This is a genomic window from Shewanella sp. BJSY2023SW005, from assembly GCF_047314585.1.
Classification (GTDB): Bacteria; Pseudomonadota; Gammaproteobacteria; order Enterobacterales; family Shewanellaceae; genus Shewanella; species Shewanella algae.
On sequence record NZ_JBKORJ010000015.1, the window covers coordinates 67,778 to 85,657 of the forward strand.

The following is a 17,880-nucleotide window of genomic DNA, read 5'->3' on the forward strand; positions in this document are numbered from 1 at the left end:
CATGTTTTTTCAATGGGATTAGCCACTCCCTTGCATTCAGGCCGTACTCAGGCATCAATGTCAGCCAAAGGGTCAGCCAAAGGCAAGTACAGCTAAAAATAAACTCATGCCTGACAAGGTGTTGTGGCTTGGATGGCGGTTGTGGGTTGCTTACGAATAATGCCCAAGACCGCCAGCTCCGCCAAAGTAGTGAGCGCACCCTGACAAAGCTGCGGCTCTGGAAACTGGGGAAATGTCTCTGCCAGCCAAGCAAGTAACCGGGTAAAACTCAGCGGCGTTTGCTGCAGTTTGGCCAACAGCTGCGCCGTCATGGGATTGAGCCTTAAAAAGCGCACCTCCTCTTCCCGGTCACGATAGACACAGAAAAATACTGGGGTGGCCGCCACCGAATCCGGGCGGAAATCTGGGCTAATTCGGTCAACTTCGAACTGATATTGCGCCACTCTGGCGGTGACGGCCAATTGCAGTTTTGCTGCCAGTTGCTCCAGTGCCTGGAGCTCGGTCGGCTCCAGCCAAGGCGCCGAACTGTCCACTGCCACAGATACCTGCAGTTCCAAGAGTTCATAATGTGCCAGCTCCAGCATAAAAGGCATGGCATCCAAAGCGCTTGCCTGTTCCCGACACAGATAGTCGAGAAACTCGGCGGCAATATCGATAAACAACGGGCTTTGACAATCATGGCGGGCAAAGAAATCCTTTACCAACGCCAACCACTGCGCCTCTGTATGCAACGACTTAAGAACCGGATAGGCATTGGAAACAAAGCCATTGACATTATTGAAAAAAAGCTCGCGATATACCCGCATGTGCCGTTCATCGGTGCCGGCCGGCAAAGGCATATCATCCCGCCGCAAATAGGCAACAAAAGCCTGTTGTAATTGGGCCAAGGCCATCAAGCTCTCCTCTCTTGTGCAAATGCACCCAAGGCCCGGTGTTGCAGCGTGTCTATCTGCTTCAACTCCTGACACAAGACTTGGGTTTCGGGAATATTAAAGTCCCGCTCCAGCAAGGTGGGATGCACCCCGTGCAACCTATAGCACTCTGCCAGCAGTTGCCAGACAGGGTCGATAATATCGGCGCCATGGGTATCGATAATCAGATCTTCATCCTGCTGATAGTGACCGGCAATATGCAGGTAAGCGATGCGCTCACTGGGCATGGCAGCCAGAAAAGTCTTGGGGTCATAACCGTGATTAACTGAGTTGACATAGATGTTGTTGACATCCAGCAGCAGACGACAGTCAGCCTCTTCCAGCACGGCGCAGACAAACTCTTGCTCTGTCATCTCGGCACCCGGCGCGGCATAAAAGGACACATTTTCCAGAATCAATGGCCGCTCCAGAATCGCTTCAACCTGTTTGACCCTGGCACTGACATGCCGTACAGCCTCATAAGTAAAAGGGATAGGCATAAGATCGTACATATGCCCATCGGCGGAGCAATAGCTTAAGTGTTCTGAATAGACATCTATCTGGTGCAAATCGAGAAAGCGCTTAATCTCTTTGATAAACGCCAGATCCAGCGGAGCTGGGCTACCAATAGAAAGACTGAGCCCATGGCAGTAAAATGAATGCTTCTCGGTCAGTTGTCGAAACTGCTTGCAAAACTTACCCCCCAGGCGCATCCAATTTTCCGGCGCAACCTCGAAAAAATCGGCCTCCTTGGGTGCTGCCTGACAAAACTCGGCCAGCATCTCCCGCCTAAGCCCCAAACCGACACAGTTATTCATAAATAATTACCGCCTTTGTGGTTTCAGACAGGGCGCAATGCGCCCTGCACTATTCAGCTTCAGTGGTTACTACCGCACTTGGCTTCACCACACTTGCCTTCCTTGACCTTATTGGCTTCGGCTTTGGCTTTACCCTCGGCGGAATGCTTCATTCCTTCGCCACACTTGCCTTCACCGCACTTTCCTTCTGCGGCTTTTTTCATGCCTTCACCACACTTACCCTCGGCGGCCTTATTCATGCCCTCACCACATTTGCCTTCGGCAGCTTTCTTCATCCCTTCGCCACACTTGCCTTCGCCGCATTTACCCTCACGGCCCTTGTGCTCGGCTTCTTTGGCTTTCTTATCACCACATTTACCTTCGCCGCACTTGCCTTCATTACCAACCAATTGATAACCGGCTTCCATTGCCTGAAAACCGAAAGCACTGGCCTGGGCCTCTGCCGCGACGGTGGAACCTGCGATAACCATACCCAAAGCGGCTGCTACTGTAGTTGTCTTGACTGTCTTCATTGTCTTTCCTGCCTGTTGCTCATAGAGTTGTTACGAGTGACCGGCCTCGATTGCCGGCTTGCAATATCAGACCCGGGGACAGCAGAATCTATTTCACATTTTCAACCACGGATCACAGTTTTTACCTAAAACCCCATATAGGGATACATGAGTAAAATAGCAAATGCCGATAAGATCAAGCTGTTAACAGTTAGATCTCTCGAATAAGCCTGTGCCTTTTAAGCTGTCGATTGGTGCCGGATGGGATTTAAGGTAGAATGCGCCACTTTCTATTTCAGCCAGGCCTTAAACACGTGCGTATTATTCTCGCCCCTATGGAGGGGGTTGTTGACAATCTGATGCGGGAACTGCTTTCTGCAATTAATCCTTATGATCTGATGGTCACAGAGTTTGTACGTGTGGTGGATCAACTTTTGCCTGAAAAAGTCTTCCATCGCCTCTGCCCCGAACTGCTGCAGGGCGGCATGACTCTCAGTGGTACGCCGGTCAGGGTACAACTTTTAGGACAGGAACCTGGTTGGATGGCTGAAAACGCCTTGAGGGCAATAGAACTCGGCTCCCAAGGGGTAGATGCCAACTTTGGTTGTCCGGCCAAGATGGTCAACCGCAGCAAGGGCGGTGCCGTGTTACTCCAGTATCCGGAGCAGATCCATAAGATAGTCAAAGCCATGCGGCAGGCGGTTCCTGTACCTCATGCGGTGACCGCCAAAATTCGCCTGGGGTTCGAAGACAAGAGCCTGTTTATGGAAAACGCGCTGGCAATTTATGAAGCCGGCGCCACTGAGTTGGCTGTCCATGCCCGCAGTAAAAAAGACGGTTACCGTCCACCCGCCTATTGGGAATATATCACTGAGATCCGTGAAAAACTGGCCATTCCCGTGATCGCCAACGGCGAGATTTGGAACCGGGAAGATGCCCTGCGCTGCATGGAAGTAACGGGTTGCGACAGTATCATGGTGGGCCGCGGCGCCATCTCTCTGCCCAATTTGGCGGATCACATTAAAAACGGCGCCATGCAATACAGCTGGCAACAGACCCTGGCACTGCTGATGAGTTACAGCCAGAAAGAGCTCAGCGGCCGCAAGAGTTGCTACTACCCGGCACGGATCAAACAGTGGTTCAGCTACCTCAATCGCCAGTATCCACAGGCCGATACCCTGTTCAGAGAGCTCAGGGTACACAAGCAAACCGACGACATAGTGGCCACTCTCAGCCGAGCTCATCGCGAAATAGATGACAAGATGTGAGCAATTCTGACAAATTAGCGCCTTAACGACAGAAAATGTCACCCAGATTTGATCTTTATCATAGTGACATTGACCCGGCTGTTTAGACTAAATGACCGTAGACTCAATCTTTACAGGCAATTATCAGTGAGCAGCTCCCATATCAGACAAGCATTGTCGGCGTTAGAAATCGATCTCAGGAAAGAGATAATGGTGCTCGGACCCCACTGGGATCCCCAGATGTCACTCAGTGATCTGATTGAAACCATGACTCAGGCCGATCTTTGCAAACATCCTCTCTACCACAGACTATTGAGGCTGGATGCCGCCCTCTGCCAACTGGATTTAGGGCTTTATGGTCTTTGTGCAGACTGTGAGGCTGAAATCGAAGCATATCGGCTCGACAGAGATCCGACCGAGCAGCGTTGTGAACGTTGCCATGAGCAATATAAACACGAACACAGACAAGAATTGCGATTGAATCACTGATTGATCAATCAAGAGCGATGAAGGCAACCTCAAGGGTTGCTTTTTTTTATGACTATCGTAAAACTCCGCTCTTTTTTTGCGCGTATGTCCTCGGCTCCTGACAGACAAGCTTTTATTCGGATAAACGGAACCCCCAACCTAGTTGGGGGCTCTATACAAAAAAGCCCCGCCAAAATGGCGGGGCTGAGCCGTAAGGGAGAATCGGCGTTTTATCAGAACTTCTGATTAATGGTTACAAACCAGGTGCGACCCAGTACGTCGTACAGACCTGTGTTGACATCACGATAGTCAGCATAGTTGTACCAGGTTGGTGCTTCCTCATCGAAGGCGTTATTCACACCCAAGGTGATGGAACCATTCCAGTCGTGGGCGTAGCTTACCTGGACGTTGTGCTTGAAGTAGCTTGGTACGTTGATTAGGTATTCGTTGTTGTATTCAACAGCTCCTGAATCCTGGCCACCTATATAGTAGGTAGTCCAAGCTGCACTCCAGTTATCACGACTCCAGTTGATTGACGCACTGCCACGCCATTCGGGCTTGTCCTGCAGACCTGCTTCATCGAAGAAGTCAGACTCGGCATCGGCCTTGGTCTTATATTCCAGTACATGAGTCATTTCCAACTTCAGACGGAAATCACCGAAATCAGTTGCCTGGTTGTAGCTGGTGACAAAGTCAATCCCGGAAGTTTCCAGCGCACTCAAGTTACGATACTGGCTGTGAATGGTCTCAATCTTGCCATCGCTGCCACGAATGATATAAGGCGAACCACCATTGGCTTCTTCTTCACGGATCAGATCCGCAACATCGACCACTTCAATCTTGCTGTCGTAGCTGATGTCATAGTAAGAGGTTTCAATACTCCAATCGTCAGTCACGTTCCAGACGAAGCCCAGGGTCAAGGACTCACCCTCTTCCGCTTTCAGATCCGGGTTACCGCCATAGAAGGTCTTATATTGGTTACTTGGGCTACAGTAGTTTTCATCGGCCCCGGGGTTGGCACTACACCAGACAGTATCCAGGGTACGTTCAAAACTCAGCGCTTCACCGGAGAACATCTCACCCATATTAGGGGCACGGAAAGACTCACCCCAGCTGGCACGCAGCAACAGAGAGTCAACCGGACGCCAGCTCGCAGAGAACTTGGGCACAACTGAATCGAAGGTTGAAGAGGCAAAGCCGGAAGCTATGTTACCTTCCTGCTCATAGCGCTCATAACGAACTGCAGCGGACAGATCCACATTGTATGGCAGCGAAGATTGCAGTTCCAAATAGCCAGAACTGCGATCCCGGGTTGCATCAACATCGTCGCCACCCGAACCACCGGAGATAATACCGGCAGCAGATTGCGGGTCACTCAGCTGCACAAACTCAATCATCTCATACTCGGCACCGACAACAGCGGCCAAAGTAATACCGTTGCCTTCATACAGCATGCCGGACAACAGACCATCAAATTGGGTGCTGTTAAATTGCGCCTGATACACACCGGTATGGGCCGCTTGACCATAGAGATCAGCCATCTGCGCATCCCAATCTTCATAGCTCATCCCTATGGTGTTGAAGACATCATAGTTGCCTGTGTTGATCAGGTCCTGAACGATATTGTCGTTGATCAGGTTGTAGTTGAATGAGTCAGTGGTTGAACGTGTATGCTGGGCATTGATTTCCCAATCGATACCGTTACCCACATCCCAATAACCTACCAACCCGGCCAGGAAGTCGATTGAGTTGGTTTCAGTGGTAGTGTCACGCTCACCAATCTGTACCGAACGCATACGGATCTCAGTGATATCTGTGCCCAATGGGTTCATTGGGTTGTCCGCAGCCATGGTTGGGGCGTTGGTTGATACCGGGGTGCCCGCGTAACGGGTATTGGTTTCACTCAGACTGGCAGAAGCGCGGCCACGGAACTGTATGTCGTCAGTCAGCTGGTAATTGAAGTTAGACAGAATACTGTTGCGGTTCACATTACCAAACAGCTTGGTCACCTTACCAAAGTCGTAGTAACAGGTTCCGGCATTGGCGCCGTCGGTACCATCAATAACATTCGGTGCCTGGGAGCAAAGCTCGCTATTGGTATAATTGGCCGATTTACCATCGGCGCCAATATAGGTAGCTCTTGGGATCACACTATAGGAGCTGATGCCGTTCCAGCTAGGATCATCAAAGCGCCAAACATCTTTATCGTACACAGAGGTAGTATCGTAATGCTCGAACGTCAGGGTGATATTGCCCTTATCTGTGCTAAAACCGGCCGCTACAGAGAAACGTGAAGAATCGCCGCCTTCCACATCAGGTGATTCACCGGTGTAGTTCAGCTCAACACCTTCAAAGTCTTTCTTGGTAATGATGTTAATTACCCCGGCAACCGCATCCGAGCCGTAAACTGCAGAGGCGCCGTCACGCAGAATTTCGATTCGCTCAACAATCGCCATTGGGATGCTGGAAGTATCGGCAACGGTTCCTGAGCTTGAGCTGGTACCCGGCATACGGCGACCATCGAGCAGGATCAAGGTTGCCTGAGAACCCAGACCACGTAAATCCACATCACTGGTGGCACTGGCCCCGGCACCATAGCCGGACATGCCACGCCAGGAACCAAAGCTGTTGATACTGGAGTTATTCAATACATCGGCAACCGAGGTTTCCCCGGTAACCTTAAGATCGGCTGCTGTGATAACAGTAACAGGTGAAGCGGTTTCCATATCCACTTGTTTGATACGTGAACCAGTTACTTCAATACGCTCGACTTTGCCTTCTTTTGCTTCTTCAGCGGTTGCATATCCGCTGAAAGCTATTCCCGTAACTGCCGCAGCAAGTAAACCGCGACGAACTGCCTTTGCAGTTAAACTGATGGAACTCATACTTGTCTCCCTGATGTTTCTTTCTGCAAGAAATATCTGATTATTTTTGTTTTAAACATTGCAAACAAATTGCAACACTCACAAAGATACTCCACAAATAAAACAATGCGGTCAACAAACAAAACACAAAAACAACCAATTGGCAACCAATTGATACAAACAAATAGAGCGAAACTGCCAATGAAACTTAAAAACACCTATAAATCAAAATTTTAAAACAAAAACACACAAGCGATACATATTGAAAAATATGTTTTTATTAAGTTAAAATGTTCCATAAATTTAATATTTAAGAAACAACTATCTCGTGGCAAAAAAAATCACACCGAACCAGAATAAACATTTAGCAAACACCTGAATCAATATGTATCTAACATCATTTTCCCTTTGTTTATTTTAGGCATAAAAAAACCGGCTTATTAAGCCGGTTTTCAAGGTTTGAATACTCTTAGAAAGTAAACTCTACCCCTGCATAATATTCACGTCCAATAACGTTATAGTAGGCTCGTGGGTAATGAGGCCAGCTGGACTGGGTGTAATCGATCTCCGGTCCTGAATCAAACAGGTTGTTGATACCGGCAGAAACCTTCAGATTGTCGTAGATGAAGTAACTGGCAGCCAGGTTAACCTCGACATGGCTATCGATTTTCACCGGATAAGTGCTGTCCAGACCTTCGCTGACAAAGTAATCCATCCGCTCACCATTCATGCTGTCGATATACTTGAACAGAATGTTGGTGGAGAAGTCGTTGTAAGACCATCCCAGGTTCAGGTTGGCACGCAGCTGAGGCGCAGATCCCTCACCATCGATAAGGTCCAGCTCCTCTGAATCCGGAGTCAGCTTTTCCTTCCAACGGGTCAGGTAAGTCCCTTCCAGGCGGCTGCTGAATTCACCATAGCTCTCGGTTTCATAGCGATAGCCCAGAGAGAAATCAATACCGGCAGTCTCACGAGAAGACATATTCATCGCCTGAGTGTTCACTTTCAGCAACTTGCCATTGCTGTCACGTTCAATCTTGTCGGCAAAGGCATCGGCGTGATCCAGAATATACTGCGCACTCGGGTCATTCACCAGATTGTCGATTTCAACCATCCAGTAGTCCACCGTCAGGTTGATACCTTCATAGTCCCAGACCAGACCCAGGTTGTAGTTTTTACCCTCTTCGGCTTCCAACTCTGGGTTGGCACCGATGGCAATCGGCAAAGACTCAATCTTGTCACATTCACCATAGGCTTCACAGCGCGGAGTGTCGATAACTGTGCTGTAGCCAGTGGTAGGATCGCCAAACAAACGCTGCATATCCGGTGCGCGGAAAGTCTCGGCATACAAAGCACGCAGCATCAGGCTGTCGATTGGACGATATTCCAGTGACACTTGCGGAGTAAACTGGCCACCAACATCAGACTCATCATCATAGTAGTCATAACGTCCGGCCAGTGTCATGGTCAACTGATCCAGCAATGGCAAGGCCAGCTCGGCATAGGCAGCATACTGCTCACGTTCACCTTCGGCGCTGCTGCCCCCCTTGCCTATGACGCCACCGTTGGAGGTGAAGCTGTCAGACTTATCGTAGAACCACTCCTTGCTGTATTCGATACCCACAGCGTAGGCAGCAGTGCCTCCGGTAAGTTCGAACGCATCACCATTGATACCGGCACTAAAGCTGGACAGAGTAGATTGTCCCTTCTTGTTACCTTCGTAGTTCAGCAGTGCCGCATCTTCAGGAGAGATCACATCCAGCAGAGACTTGCCGCTGTCGCCAGAGGTCAGGTAGTCGAAGGTGCTCTGGTAAGTTGGAGAACCGTTGCTGCGGGATTCCACTGTCTGACGCGCAATAGACCAGGAAGTATCATACTCGATACTGTCGGTCAGGAACCCCTTGGAACCTATGATGAAAGAGAAGTTATTGGTTTCAAAGTCAGAGGTACGTGGCCCCAGCTCACTCATTCTGCGGGTGTAGTAGTAGTCGCCGTCTGCAGCATTGGCAAAGTCACCACCGAATGCAACATCTTTGTTGTCGAAAGTCTGGGAAAAACCTTTGTCTTCATTAAAAATAGTGACCGCATTACCCGCCACTTTGAACTTGAAATCAGTGCCCACTGTCGCAGACTCAATCTCGGTAAAGGTCGAGGAATGAGTGTAATCGATACGGGAATACAACTGATGATCCGCATTCAGCTCCTTGGTGAGGTTGATCATGGTCGAGTAGCGCTTCTGCTCCGGCATGAAATCACGCTGCTTGGAGCGGTCAAAACCACAGCGACCATTTTCCATCACCACATAACCACGGGCCTCACATTCTGCCGGTGACAAGGTCTTGGTCAGCGAAGTTTTGTTATTGCCGAGGTCCTGTACCAGGTTGGCACCGTAGGAGCTGTAACCTGAGTAATACGCTCCATCGACAATATCTGTGCCCCATTCTGAGCGATCTGTCCCTTTCAGTGCCGTTCTGTCTTCATATTCGGCAAAGAAAGTCAGGTTAGCCGTATCACTGCTGACACCTGTCATGAAAGAGAACTGATTGTTGCGCAGACCACCTTCATCCGTGTCGGAGAAACGGTACTTGAAAGTTGTCTGTTCGACATCTTTCTTGAGAATGATGTTGATAACACCGCCCATGGCGTCAGAGCCGTAAATAGCCGAGGCACCTGTAGTCAGGATCTCGATACGCTCGATCGCACCCAAAGGAATATTGGCAGTATCCACGAAGCTGTCGGTACCACCGGCACCAAAGGGATACTTGGGCACCCGCTTACCATTGATCAGGGTCAGTACCCGACCGGCGCCCACGCCACGAAGGTTGACAGAGGAAGCGGCAGGGGTAAAACCGTGCACCTCTTGTTGAGACATGGAGCCACCTGAGTTCTGCGACAGGTTACCCAGTACATCCTGAACCGAGTTAAAGCCACCTTTCTCAATATCGGCAGCACTCATCACAACAACAGGAGAAGCATTCTCCATATCTGTGCGTTTGATACGGGAGCCAGTAACTTCAATACGTTCTACTTGTTCTGTAGCCTGAGCATCATCGGCGGCATAAACCATTGTAGGGATTGATGTGGAAACAAAAGCAAACAGACTAAAGCGGATGGCCTTAGCGACTGCAGTCTGCGTTGACATATTCTCATTCCTTTTTCAAGCACGGTGGCAGGGAGGGAACACCGTGTTCTTATTCTATGTAATACTCAGCCCCCCAAACGAGAAACATACCAATAACAGCAACATTATCAATCACTTAAATGATAACGAATTGTTGACACACGGTTTAATTTGTAAAACTCAAGCACCTTATCAATCAAAAACTAATGATATTTTTACAGAACAAATGCCGGCTACAGCCAAGATGTATCATTAGGTATCAAAACATTTTATTTACAACGCTTACTTTTCAACCCACTGTTAATGCAACGCTTTTGATGAAAAATGTGATGTAGGTAGAATTTCTACTGCACACAAAAATCAAACAAAAAAGGAGCCATTCGGCTCCTTTTTGTCTATTTGCTGTTAATTAACGAGTGCGAGGGCACAGCTCATCAGCAGCAAAGAAGTATGCGATTTCGCGCTCGGCTGATGCCAGAGCATCAGAGCCGTGAACAGCGTTCTCATCGATGCTGTCAGCAAAGTCAGCACGCAGAGTTCCACGGGCAGCTTCAGCAGGATTGGTCGCACCCATGATTTCACGGTTGGCCAGAACGGCGTTTTCACCTTCCAGAACCTGAACCATGATAGGACCAGAAGTCATGAAAGAAACCAGAGCACCAAAGAAAGGACGCTCGCTGTGCTCAGCGTAGAAACCTTCGGCTTGTTCTTTGGTCAAGTGAACCATTTTGGCGGCAACAATTTTCAGGCCGGCAGTTTCAAAACGGTTGTAGATAGCACCAATGTGGTTCTTGGCTACCGCATCAGGCTTAATGATAGAAAAAGTACGTTCGATCGCCATGACTAGCTTCCTTAATCAGCGAGTTTTTAAATTTCGCGCGGATTATACGAAATAAATGCGCCAGATCCTAATCCTATCTCGCAAAGCGCCTGGCAAAATCTACCGGGAGGAGGTACACAAAGACTCAATGCCGACGCTTGAGCCAAAGGTAACCGCCGCAGAGACAAACCAAAAGTAATAACAAAGGCATAAACTGAGGAAAATGATGAAACAAGCCAACACCACCATGCCCCGAATGTGCCAGCACGGCCGGAGCAAATAATCCAAAACTACAGGCGAAGAAACGTGACATGACAAACCTCCGAAACCGGCACAACAATTTATTAACTAAGCTAATATAGTTGACTCGTGATGGTGATAATTTGACCGGGATCAGTTTTCTGCCAGAGGGGGGTTACTTTTCCTCGATCCAGCATTGCTGCACGGCTTCGAGAATTTTCTCGCTGCAGCGTTTAGGGTCATCATCGAAGGCTTCCAACGCCAATATCCACTCGTAAAGCTCAGGGAAATGCAGTTGCTCTGGATCCACATCAGGATGTGCCTCCAGCAACTCCAAAGCCAAGTCTAATGAATCTATCCACTTGAGTCCCATGGTTACTCCTGCTTCAGATAAGTACTGACTTTGAGTATAGCGCCGCAGTTGAAGCCTTAATAGCCTTGATTGAGACCAAGATCAGGCTTCGCTTGGTGTCTTGCCCTTACGCCTCTGCTTGGCAATAAACTCTATGATGGCGCCGGCAACATCTTTGCCGGTAGCGGCTTCAATCCCTTCGAGTCCGGGTGATGAATTGACCTCCATCACCACGGGTCCATGGTTGGAGCGTAAAATATCCACGCCGGCAACATTCAACCCCATGGTTTTGGCGGCGCGCACCGCGATTGAACGCTCTTCCGGAGACAACTTCACCAAGGTTGCCGTGCCGCCCCGATGCAGATTGGAGCGAAACTCTCCCGGCAGAGCCTGGCGTTTCATGGCGGCAATGACCTTGTCGCCGAGCACAAAACAGCGGATATCGGCCCCTTGGGCCTCCTTGATATATTCCTGTACCATAATGTTAGCCTTGAGGCCCATAAAGGCCTCAATCACACTCTCGGCCGCCTTACGGGTTTCAGCCAGCACCACACCTATCCCCTGAGTGCCCTCCAAGAGTTTAATCACCAAGGGAGCACCACCGACCATGTCGATAAGATCCGGAATATCGCTGGGCTTATTGGCAAAACCTGTCACTGGCAGTCCTATGCCTTTGCGGGACAGTAACTGCATGGAGCGCAGCTTATCCCTTGAGCGGGAGATCCCCATGGAGCTATTGAGTGTATAGGTAGCCATCATCTCAAACTGACGCACCACAGCCGTGCCGTAGAAGGTAATGCCGGCACCTATTCTCGGGATCACCGCATCGAAGGACGGCAACTCGACGCCCCCGATATGAATACTGGACTGCTGCATACTGATATTCATATAGCATTCCAGCGGATTGATCACCTGCACCTGATAACCCCGTTCCTGGGCGGCCTCCACCAAACGGCGTGTGGAATATAAGGTTTTGTTCTGTGACAAAATTGCAATCTGCATCCAGGTCAGTGTCCCTAAGAGTGAAAAAGACAGCGCATCATACGCCTGCCGTGTTGGAAATCAATCTCTGCACGCCAAGCATAGCAATAAAAAACCGGCCACTTGGGGCCGGTTTTCAAAAGATGTCAGCACTTAACCTTCACTGACCATGTTGACTGTGTATTTAGGGATTTCAACAACCATATCACCTTCAACCACCTTGGCCTGACAGGACAGACGACTTTCAGGCTCCAGGCCCCAAGCTTTGTCCAGCATGTCGTCTTCCAGATCATCGCTGGGTTCAAGCTCATCGAAGCCTTCACGCACTATCACATGGCAGGTGGTACAGGCACAGGATTTCTCGCAGGCATGCTCTATGTTGATGCCGTTTTTCAGCGCGACATCCAAAATGGATTCACCCACCTCTGCCTCCACCACGGCGCCTTCAGGACACAGTTCTTCATGGGGCAAAAATACTATCTGTGGCATAGTCTCACCTATATGTTATCGACCGACTGACCCTTCAGTGCGGCCCGAATCGAATTGTCCATGCGTCTGGCGGCAAACTCCTGGGTCTGCGCATCCACCGCTTCTATCGCCGCCTTGATGGCATCAACATCGCCATTGGCAGCGGTTTCACTCAAGTCAGCCATGGCGCGGTCAACCAGAGCGCGCTCCTCCTGGCTGAGCAGCTCGCCATCTTTCGCCAGCGCCGAGTGCAGCGATTCCAGTACCCTGGCCGCTTCCACTCGCTGCTCGGTGAGCATTCTCAGCTCAATATCCTCTTTGGCGTTCTGCATCGAATCCTTGAGCATTCCGGCAATTTCAGTATCACTCAGACCGAAGGAAGGTTTAACCTGGATGCTGGATTGCACCCCGGTCGACTTCTCCATGGCGGTGACGCTGAGCAAACCATCGGCATCGACCTGGAAGGTCACCCGAATATGCGCTGCACCAGCGGCCAATGGTGGAATGCCCTTGAGGGTAAAGCGTGCCAGAGAGCGGCAATCGGCCACCAGTTCACGTTCACCTTGCACCACATGAAACGCCATGGCGCTCTGACCGTCTTTGAAGGTGGTAAATTCCTGGGCTCTGGCAACCGGAATGGTGGTGTTACGCGGAATCACCTTCTCCACCAAACCGCCCATGGTTTCAATACCGAGCGACAACGGGATCACATCCAGCAGCAGCAGATCCGAGTCAGGCTTGTTACCCACCAGAATATCGGCCTGTACCGCAGCGCCTATAGCGACCACGCGATCAGGGTCGATTGACGTCAGCGGCGCCTTGCCAAAGAAGTCACCGACCATTTCCCGCACCAGAGGCACCCGGGTGGAGCCGCCAACCATCACGGTTTCCAGCACCTCGTCAGTATCCACTCCGGCATCACGTAGGGCCTTGCGGCAACCCTGAATGGTTTTCTTCACCAGCGTGCTTATCAACTGGTCAAACTCACTGCGACTCACCTCGGCTTCACACTCACTGCCATCTTTCAGTGTCAGCTTAGCAATAGTGCTGTCGCTATCGGTCAACGCTTCTTTTACCCGCCGGGCTTCCATCAGCAACTGCCGCGCTTCCTGGCTTGAAAGCGACTCCAGCGCCATGCGTTCACGCAGTAAGCCTTGCAGCAGCTCATCAAAGTCATCACCACCCAGGCGGGAATCGCCACCGGTTGCAAGTACCTCAAACACGCCGCGGTTGAGGCGCAAAATAGAGATATCAAAGGTACCGCCGCCCAAGTCATAGACGGCAATGACGCCTTCCTGTCCCGAGTCCAGGCCATAGGCGATGGCGGCCGCAGTTGGCTCGTTGAGCAGGCGTAAGACATTGATACCGAGCAAAGCTGCCGCATCTTTGGTTCCCTGACGCTGGGCATCATCAAAATAAGCAGGCACTGTGATAACCACGCCTTCCAAAGGCCCGCCCAGGGTAGACTCGGCGCGGGCAATCAGGGGGCGCAATACCTCTGCAGACACCTGAACCGGATTCATCTTACCGGCGCGGGTCACAAACAGAGGCAGACCGTTTTCACTGGCTTCAAACTGATAAGGGAAAGCTTGCTCACCGATTTGCACATCGGCCAAAGAGCGGCCCATGAAACGCTTCACCGACACTATGGTGTTTTCAGGATCCTTGGCCGAATCGGCCAGGGCATCGTGACCCACACGAACACCCTGCTCGCCATAGTGCACCACAGATGGTAATGAATGCCGACCTTGCTCGTCGGCCAGCGTGCTCGCCTCGCCGCTGCGAACCGCAGCAACCAGGGAGTTGGTAGTACCCAAGTCTATCCCTGCGGCCAATCTGTGTTGGTGAGGAGCGGCCATTTGGCCGGGTTCAGCAATCTGCAAAAGTGCCATAGTCTTCCATCTTGTGTTTAAAAAGTTGGCCCAATCAAAAATTGAGCCAACCGTAGGAATATGCTTGAAGGCCGAAGGCGACGTCAGTCGAACAGCGCATCCTGGGCCCGCTGCAGTTCATCCTGCAATTTTGCCATAAACTTCAACTTGCGGACTTGATCTGCCGCGGCTATTGCGTCAGCCTCTTTGGAACTGTGAAGTTGGTTACGCAGCAGCTCTGTCACCTGCTTACGGTAAGCCGCAAATGAAACATCGAGCTCATCGATATCGCTCTGGGCATCGCCGCTCTGGCCTATCTCTTCCAGCGCTTCACGCCATTCCATCTGCTGCATCAAAAAGGCGGTGTCTTTAACCGTGGTGGTCTCGTGACTGATATCCACACCTTTGAGCGCCAACATATGTTCGGCCCGACGGATAGGATCTTTCAGGGTCTGAAAGGCGTCGTTTATCTGGGCAGTGCGGGAAATGGCCAGCAGTTTTTGCTGTTCACTGGCGTTGGCAAACTTGTCGGGATGCACCGCCCGCTGCAGATCGCGATAGCGACTGGCCAGCTCGGCGGTGTCCACATCAAAGGAGGGAGTTAAATCAAACAGCTCGAAATAATTCATATACTCTCAGGCAGCGGTGAAACTCAAACCGTGAAGCTCTCACCGCAACCACACTCACCTTTGGCGTTAGGGTTATTGAATTTAAAGCCTTCGTTGAGTCCTTCCTTGACAAAGTCCAGCTCGATCCCCTGAAGATAGATGAAGCTCTTGGCATCTATGATGATGTTGACACCATCTATGTTGTAAACCTCATCATCTTCATTGAGTTCGTCGACAAATTCCAGAACGTAAGCCATCCCGCTGCAGCCTGAAGTCTTGAGCCCCAAGCGCAAACCTATGCCTTTTCCTCTGTTGCTCAGAAAGGCACGGACACGCTCGGCGGCGGCAGGCGTCATAGTAATAGCCATCTTAACTCCTGGCGTTATTTAGCTTGCTTGGACTTGTACTCTTCCAGAGCCGCCTTGATGGCGTCTTCGGCCAGAATAGAACAGTGGATCTTCACAGGTGGCAGAGCCAGCTCTTCTGCAATATCCGTGTTCTTGATGGCAGCCGCTTCCTCGATGGACTTGCCTTTAACCCATTCGGTCACCAAAGAGCTTGATGCGATGGCGCTGCCACAGCCATAAGTCTTGAAGCGAGCGTCTTCAATGATGCCCTGGTCGTCAATCTTGAGCTGCAATTTCATCACGTCACCACAGGCAGGCGCACCCACCATGCCGGTCACTACGGATGGGTCGTTCTTGTCGAAAGAACCTACGTTACGCGGGTTCTCGTAATGATCTATCACTTTTTCACTGTAAGCCATGATACTGCTCCAAATTCATCTATCCGCGGGGATCAGTGGTGTGCCCACTGCACCTGGTTGAGGTCCACACCATCTTTGAACATTTCCCAAAGTGGTGACATTTCTCTCAGTTTGCCAATAGAGTTTTTAATGGTTTCGATTGCATAGTCGATATCTTCCTCGGAAGTGAAACGACCGATGGAGAAACGAATTGAGCTGTGCGCCATCTCGTCGTTCAGCCCCAGGGCACGCAGCACATAGCTGGGCTCCAGACTGGCAGAAGTACAGGCCGAGCCGGAAGATACGGCCAAGTCCTTGAGCGCCATCATCAGCGACTCGCCTTCCACATAGTTAAAGCTGACGTTCAAGCTGCCGCAGGCACGTTGCTCCATATCGCCATTGAGATAGGTTTCTTCGATATCTTTGATACCGTTCCACAGCTTGTCGCGCAGATAGCGAATACGTTCGTTATCTTTTTCCATATCGGCTTTGGCAATGGCTGCCGCTTCGCCCATACCTACAATTTGGTGAGTCGCCAGGGTGCCGCTGCGCATACCACGCTCATGACCACCACCGTGCATCTGGGCTTCCAGACGAATACGAGGCTTACGGCGCACATACAGGGCACCTATGCCTTTAGGGCCATACATCTTGTGACCCGAGATAGACATGAGGTCTACTTTGGTCTTTTGGATATCGATAGGCAGTTTACCGGCACTCTGGGCAGCATCCACATGGAAGATGATGCCTTTGCTACGGCACAGTTCGCCGATGGCATCAATATCGTGGATCACGCCAATCTCGTTGTTGACATGCATGATGCTGACAAGAATAGTGTCGTCGCGCATGGCCGCTTCCAGGCGCTCCATGGGAATAATACCGTTGGCCGCAGGTTCCAGGTAAGTGACCTCGAAACCTTCACGTTCCAGCTGACGGCAGGTATCCAGTACGGCCTTATGCTCTGTCTTGCTGGTGATGATGTGCTTACCCTTCTTCTGGTAGAAGTGGGCAACACCTTTGATAGCCAGGTTGTCAGATTCAGTGGCGCCGGAGGTGAACACGATTTCACGGGGATCGGCATTGATCAGCTCCGCGACCTGGTTGCGGGCAATATCCACTGCTTCTTCGGCCTGCCAGCCGTAGCGGTGTGAACGGGATGCGGGGTTACCGAATACACCGTCCATTGTCATGTACTGTACCATTTTGTCTGCAACCCGGGGGTCTACAGGCGTTGTTGCGGCATAATCCAAATAGATAGGAAGCTTCATTACACACTCCGTACTTCGCAGTCTCGGCCGAGGCTACATACAACGTACATTATTCGTTTTTATATCCACCAGAGGATCAGCTCAAGCGCTGACTCTCTGCTCCTGCTGCATCTTATCTTGCTTTACCGAGATGAACTGTACATCCCGTTTCTGCATCAGTGCAGCAAGGCTGATGCCATTTAAAAAGTCAGAAATCTGTTTGCTCAGGTCACCCCAGAGCGAATGCGTCAGACAGCGGGTGCCACTCTGGCAATTCCCCTGTCCCTGACAACGGGTGGCATCGACAGATTCATCTACCGCATGTACCACCATGCCCACCGAGATATCATTGGCTTCCAGTCCGAGGCGGTAACCACCACCGGGACCGCGCACACTGGCGACCAAGCCTTGTTTTCTAAGTTTGGCAAAGAGTTGTTCTAGGTAAGAAAGGGAAATCCCCTGGCGCTCGGAAATATCTGCCAGCGGTACCGGCCCCTGAGCCGAATGTATGGCCACGTCCAGCATGGCTGTCACTGCGTAGCGACCCTTAGATGTAAGTTTCATAAAACGACCACGGCTCCCAAACAGGTATGTGGGAATTTCAACATACCCGAGCAATTTAGTCAAG

17 protein-coding genes are annotated in these 17,880 nt (G+C 50.8%); 2 read left to right on the forward strand and 15 right to left on the reverse strand.

Annotation, left to right across the window (positions count from 1 at the left end):
* Positions 1-104: 104 nt before the first annotated feature.
* Genes ACMHXI_RS02720 through ACMHXI_RS02730 form a run of 3 tightly spaced genes read right to left on the reverse strand, consistent with a single transcriptional unit; the run spans position 105 to position 2,241 of the window.
* Positions 105-893, reverse strand: a complete 789-nt coding sequence (locus ACMHXI_RS02720; RefSeq protein ID WP_071239182.1) for a DUF2063 domain-containing protein — start codon at positions 891-893, stop codon at positions 105-107.
* Positions 893-1,729: a DUF692 domain-containing protein gene (locus tag ACMHXI_RS02725; protein ID WP_208184897.1), complete on the reverse strand. Its 837-nt coding sequence runs from the start codon at positions 1,727-1,729 to the stop codon at positions 893-895. Before ACMHXI_RS02725 ends, ACMHXI_RS02720 begins: the two co-directional genes overlap by 1 nt.
* A gap of 59 nt (positions 1,730-1,788) precedes the next feature.
* The gene (locus tag ACMHXI_RS02730) at positions 1,789-2,241 is read right to left on the reverse strand and encodes a hypothetical protein (RefSeq protein WP_025011501.1); all 453 of its coding nucleotides are present in this window, start codon (positions 2,239-2,241) and stop codon (positions 1,789-1,791) included.
* 293 nt (positions 2,242-2,534) lie between these two features.
* On the opposite strand from ACMHXI_RS02730, the gene ACMHXI_RS02735 reads away from it, so the two are divergent.
* On the forward strand, positions 2,535-3,488 hold the full coding sequence (locus ACMHXI_RS02735) for a tRNA-dihydrouridine synthase (RefSeq protein WP_208184898.1): 954 nt from the start codon (positions 2,535-2,537) through the stop codon (positions 3,486-3,488).
* A gap of 126 nt (positions 3,489-3,614) precedes the next feature.
* Positions 3,615-3,956: a TraR/DksA family transcriptional regulator gene (locus tag ACMHXI_RS02740; protein WP_025890162.1), complete on the forward strand. Its 342-nt coding sequence runs from the start codon at positions 3,615-3,617 to the stop codon at positions 3,954-3,956.
* Positions 3,957-4,168: 212 nt separating this feature from the next.
* Here ACMHXI_RS02740 and ACMHXI_RS02745 read toward each other — a convergent pair whose 3' ends face one another.
* The 12 genes from ACMHXI_RS02745 to iscR form a co-directional block, all read right to left on the reverse strand.
* The gene (locus tag ACMHXI_RS02745) at positions 4,169-6,820 is read right to left on the reverse strand and encodes a TonB-dependent receptor (RefSeq protein ID WP_208184899.1); all 2,652 of its coding nucleotides are present in this window, start codon (positions 6,818-6,820) and stop codon (positions 4,169-4,171) included.
* 448 nt (positions 6,821-7,268) lie between these two features.
* Positions 7,269-9,941 carry a TonB-dependent receptor gene (locus ACMHXI_RS02750; protein ID WP_413733940.1) on the reverse strand — a complete coding sequence of 891 codons (2,673 nt, stop codon included), beginning with the start codon at positions 9,939-9,941 and terminating at the stop codon, positions 7,269-7,271.
* Between the two features lie 388 nt (positions 9,942-10,329).
* Positions 10,330-10,761: a nucleoside-diphosphate kinase gene (ndk, locus tag ACMHXI_RS02755; RefSeq protein ID WP_025011497.1), complete on the reverse strand. Its 432-nt coding sequence runs from the start codon at positions 10,759-10,761 to the stop codon at positions 10,330-10,332.
* A 394-nt stretch (positions 10,762-11,155) separates the two neighbouring features.
* Positions 11,156-11,353 carry a Fe-S cluster assembly protein IscX gene (gene iscX, locus ACMHXI_RS02760; RefSeq protein WP_025011496.1) on the reverse strand — a complete coding sequence of 66 codons (198 nt, stop codon included), beginning with the start codon at positions 11,351-11,353 and terminating at the stop codon, positions 11,156-11,158.
* Positions 11,354-11,434: 81 nt separating this feature from the next.
* The gene (gene rimK / locus ACMHXI_RS02765; RefSeq protein ID WP_025011495.1) at positions 11,435-12,334 is read right to left on the reverse strand and encodes a 30S ribosomal protein S6--L-glutamate ligase; all 900 of its coding nucleotides are present in this window, start codon (positions 12,332-12,334) and stop codon (positions 11,435-11,437) included.
* A 132-nt stretch (positions 12,335-12,466) separates the two neighbouring features.
* Complete coding sequence (gene fdx / locus ACMHXI_RS02770; protein WP_025011494.1) at positions 12,467-12,802, reverse strand: ISC system 2Fe-2S type ferredoxin; 336 nt, start codon at positions 12,800-12,802, stop codon at positions 12,467-12,469.
* An 8-nt stretch (positions 12,803-12,810) separates the two neighbouring features.
* The gene (hscA, locus tag ACMHXI_RS02775; RefSeq protein WP_413733943.1) at positions 12,811-14,673 is read right to left on the reverse strand and encodes a Fe-S protein assembly chaperone HscA; all 1,863 of its coding nucleotides are present in this window, start codon (positions 14,671-14,673) and stop codon (positions 12,811-12,813) included.
* A gap of 83 nt (positions 14,674-14,756) precedes the next feature.
* Complete coding sequence (gene hscB, locus ACMHXI_RS02780) at positions 14,757-15,281, reverse strand: co-chaperone HscB (protein ID WP_025011493.1); 525 nt, start codon at positions 15,279-15,281, stop codon at positions 14,757-14,759.
* A 23-nt stretch (positions 15,282-15,304) separates the two neighbouring features.
* Positions 15,305-15,628 carry an iron-sulfur cluster assembly protein IscA gene (iscA, locus tag ACMHXI_RS02785; RefSeq protein ID WP_025011492.1) on the reverse strand — a complete coding sequence of 108 codons (324 nt, stop codon included), beginning with the start codon at positions 15,626-15,628 and terminating at the stop codon, positions 15,305-15,307.
* Positions 15,629-15,642: 14 nt separating this feature from the next.
* Entirely contained in the window at positions 15,643-16,026 is a 384-nt protein-coding gene (gene iscU, locus ACMHXI_RS02790) for a Fe-S cluster assembly scaffold IscU (protein ID WP_025011491.1), read from the reverse strand.
* A gap of 32 nt (positions 16,027-16,058) precedes the next feature.
* On the reverse strand, positions 16,059-17,273 hold the full coding sequence (locus ACMHXI_RS02795; protein ID WP_096142292.1) for an IscS subfamily cysteine desulfurase: 1,215 nt from the start codon (positions 17,271-17,273) through the stop codon (positions 16,059-16,061).
* 81 nt (positions 17,274-17,354) lie between these two features.
* On the reverse strand, positions 17,355-17,816 hold the full coding sequence (gene iscR / locus ACMHXI_RS02800; RefSeq protein WP_025011489.1) for a Fe-S cluster assembly transcriptional regulator IscR: 462 nt from the start codon (positions 17,814-17,816) through the stop codon (positions 17,355-17,357).
* Between the last annotated feature and the right edge of the window lie 64 nt (positions 17,817-17,880).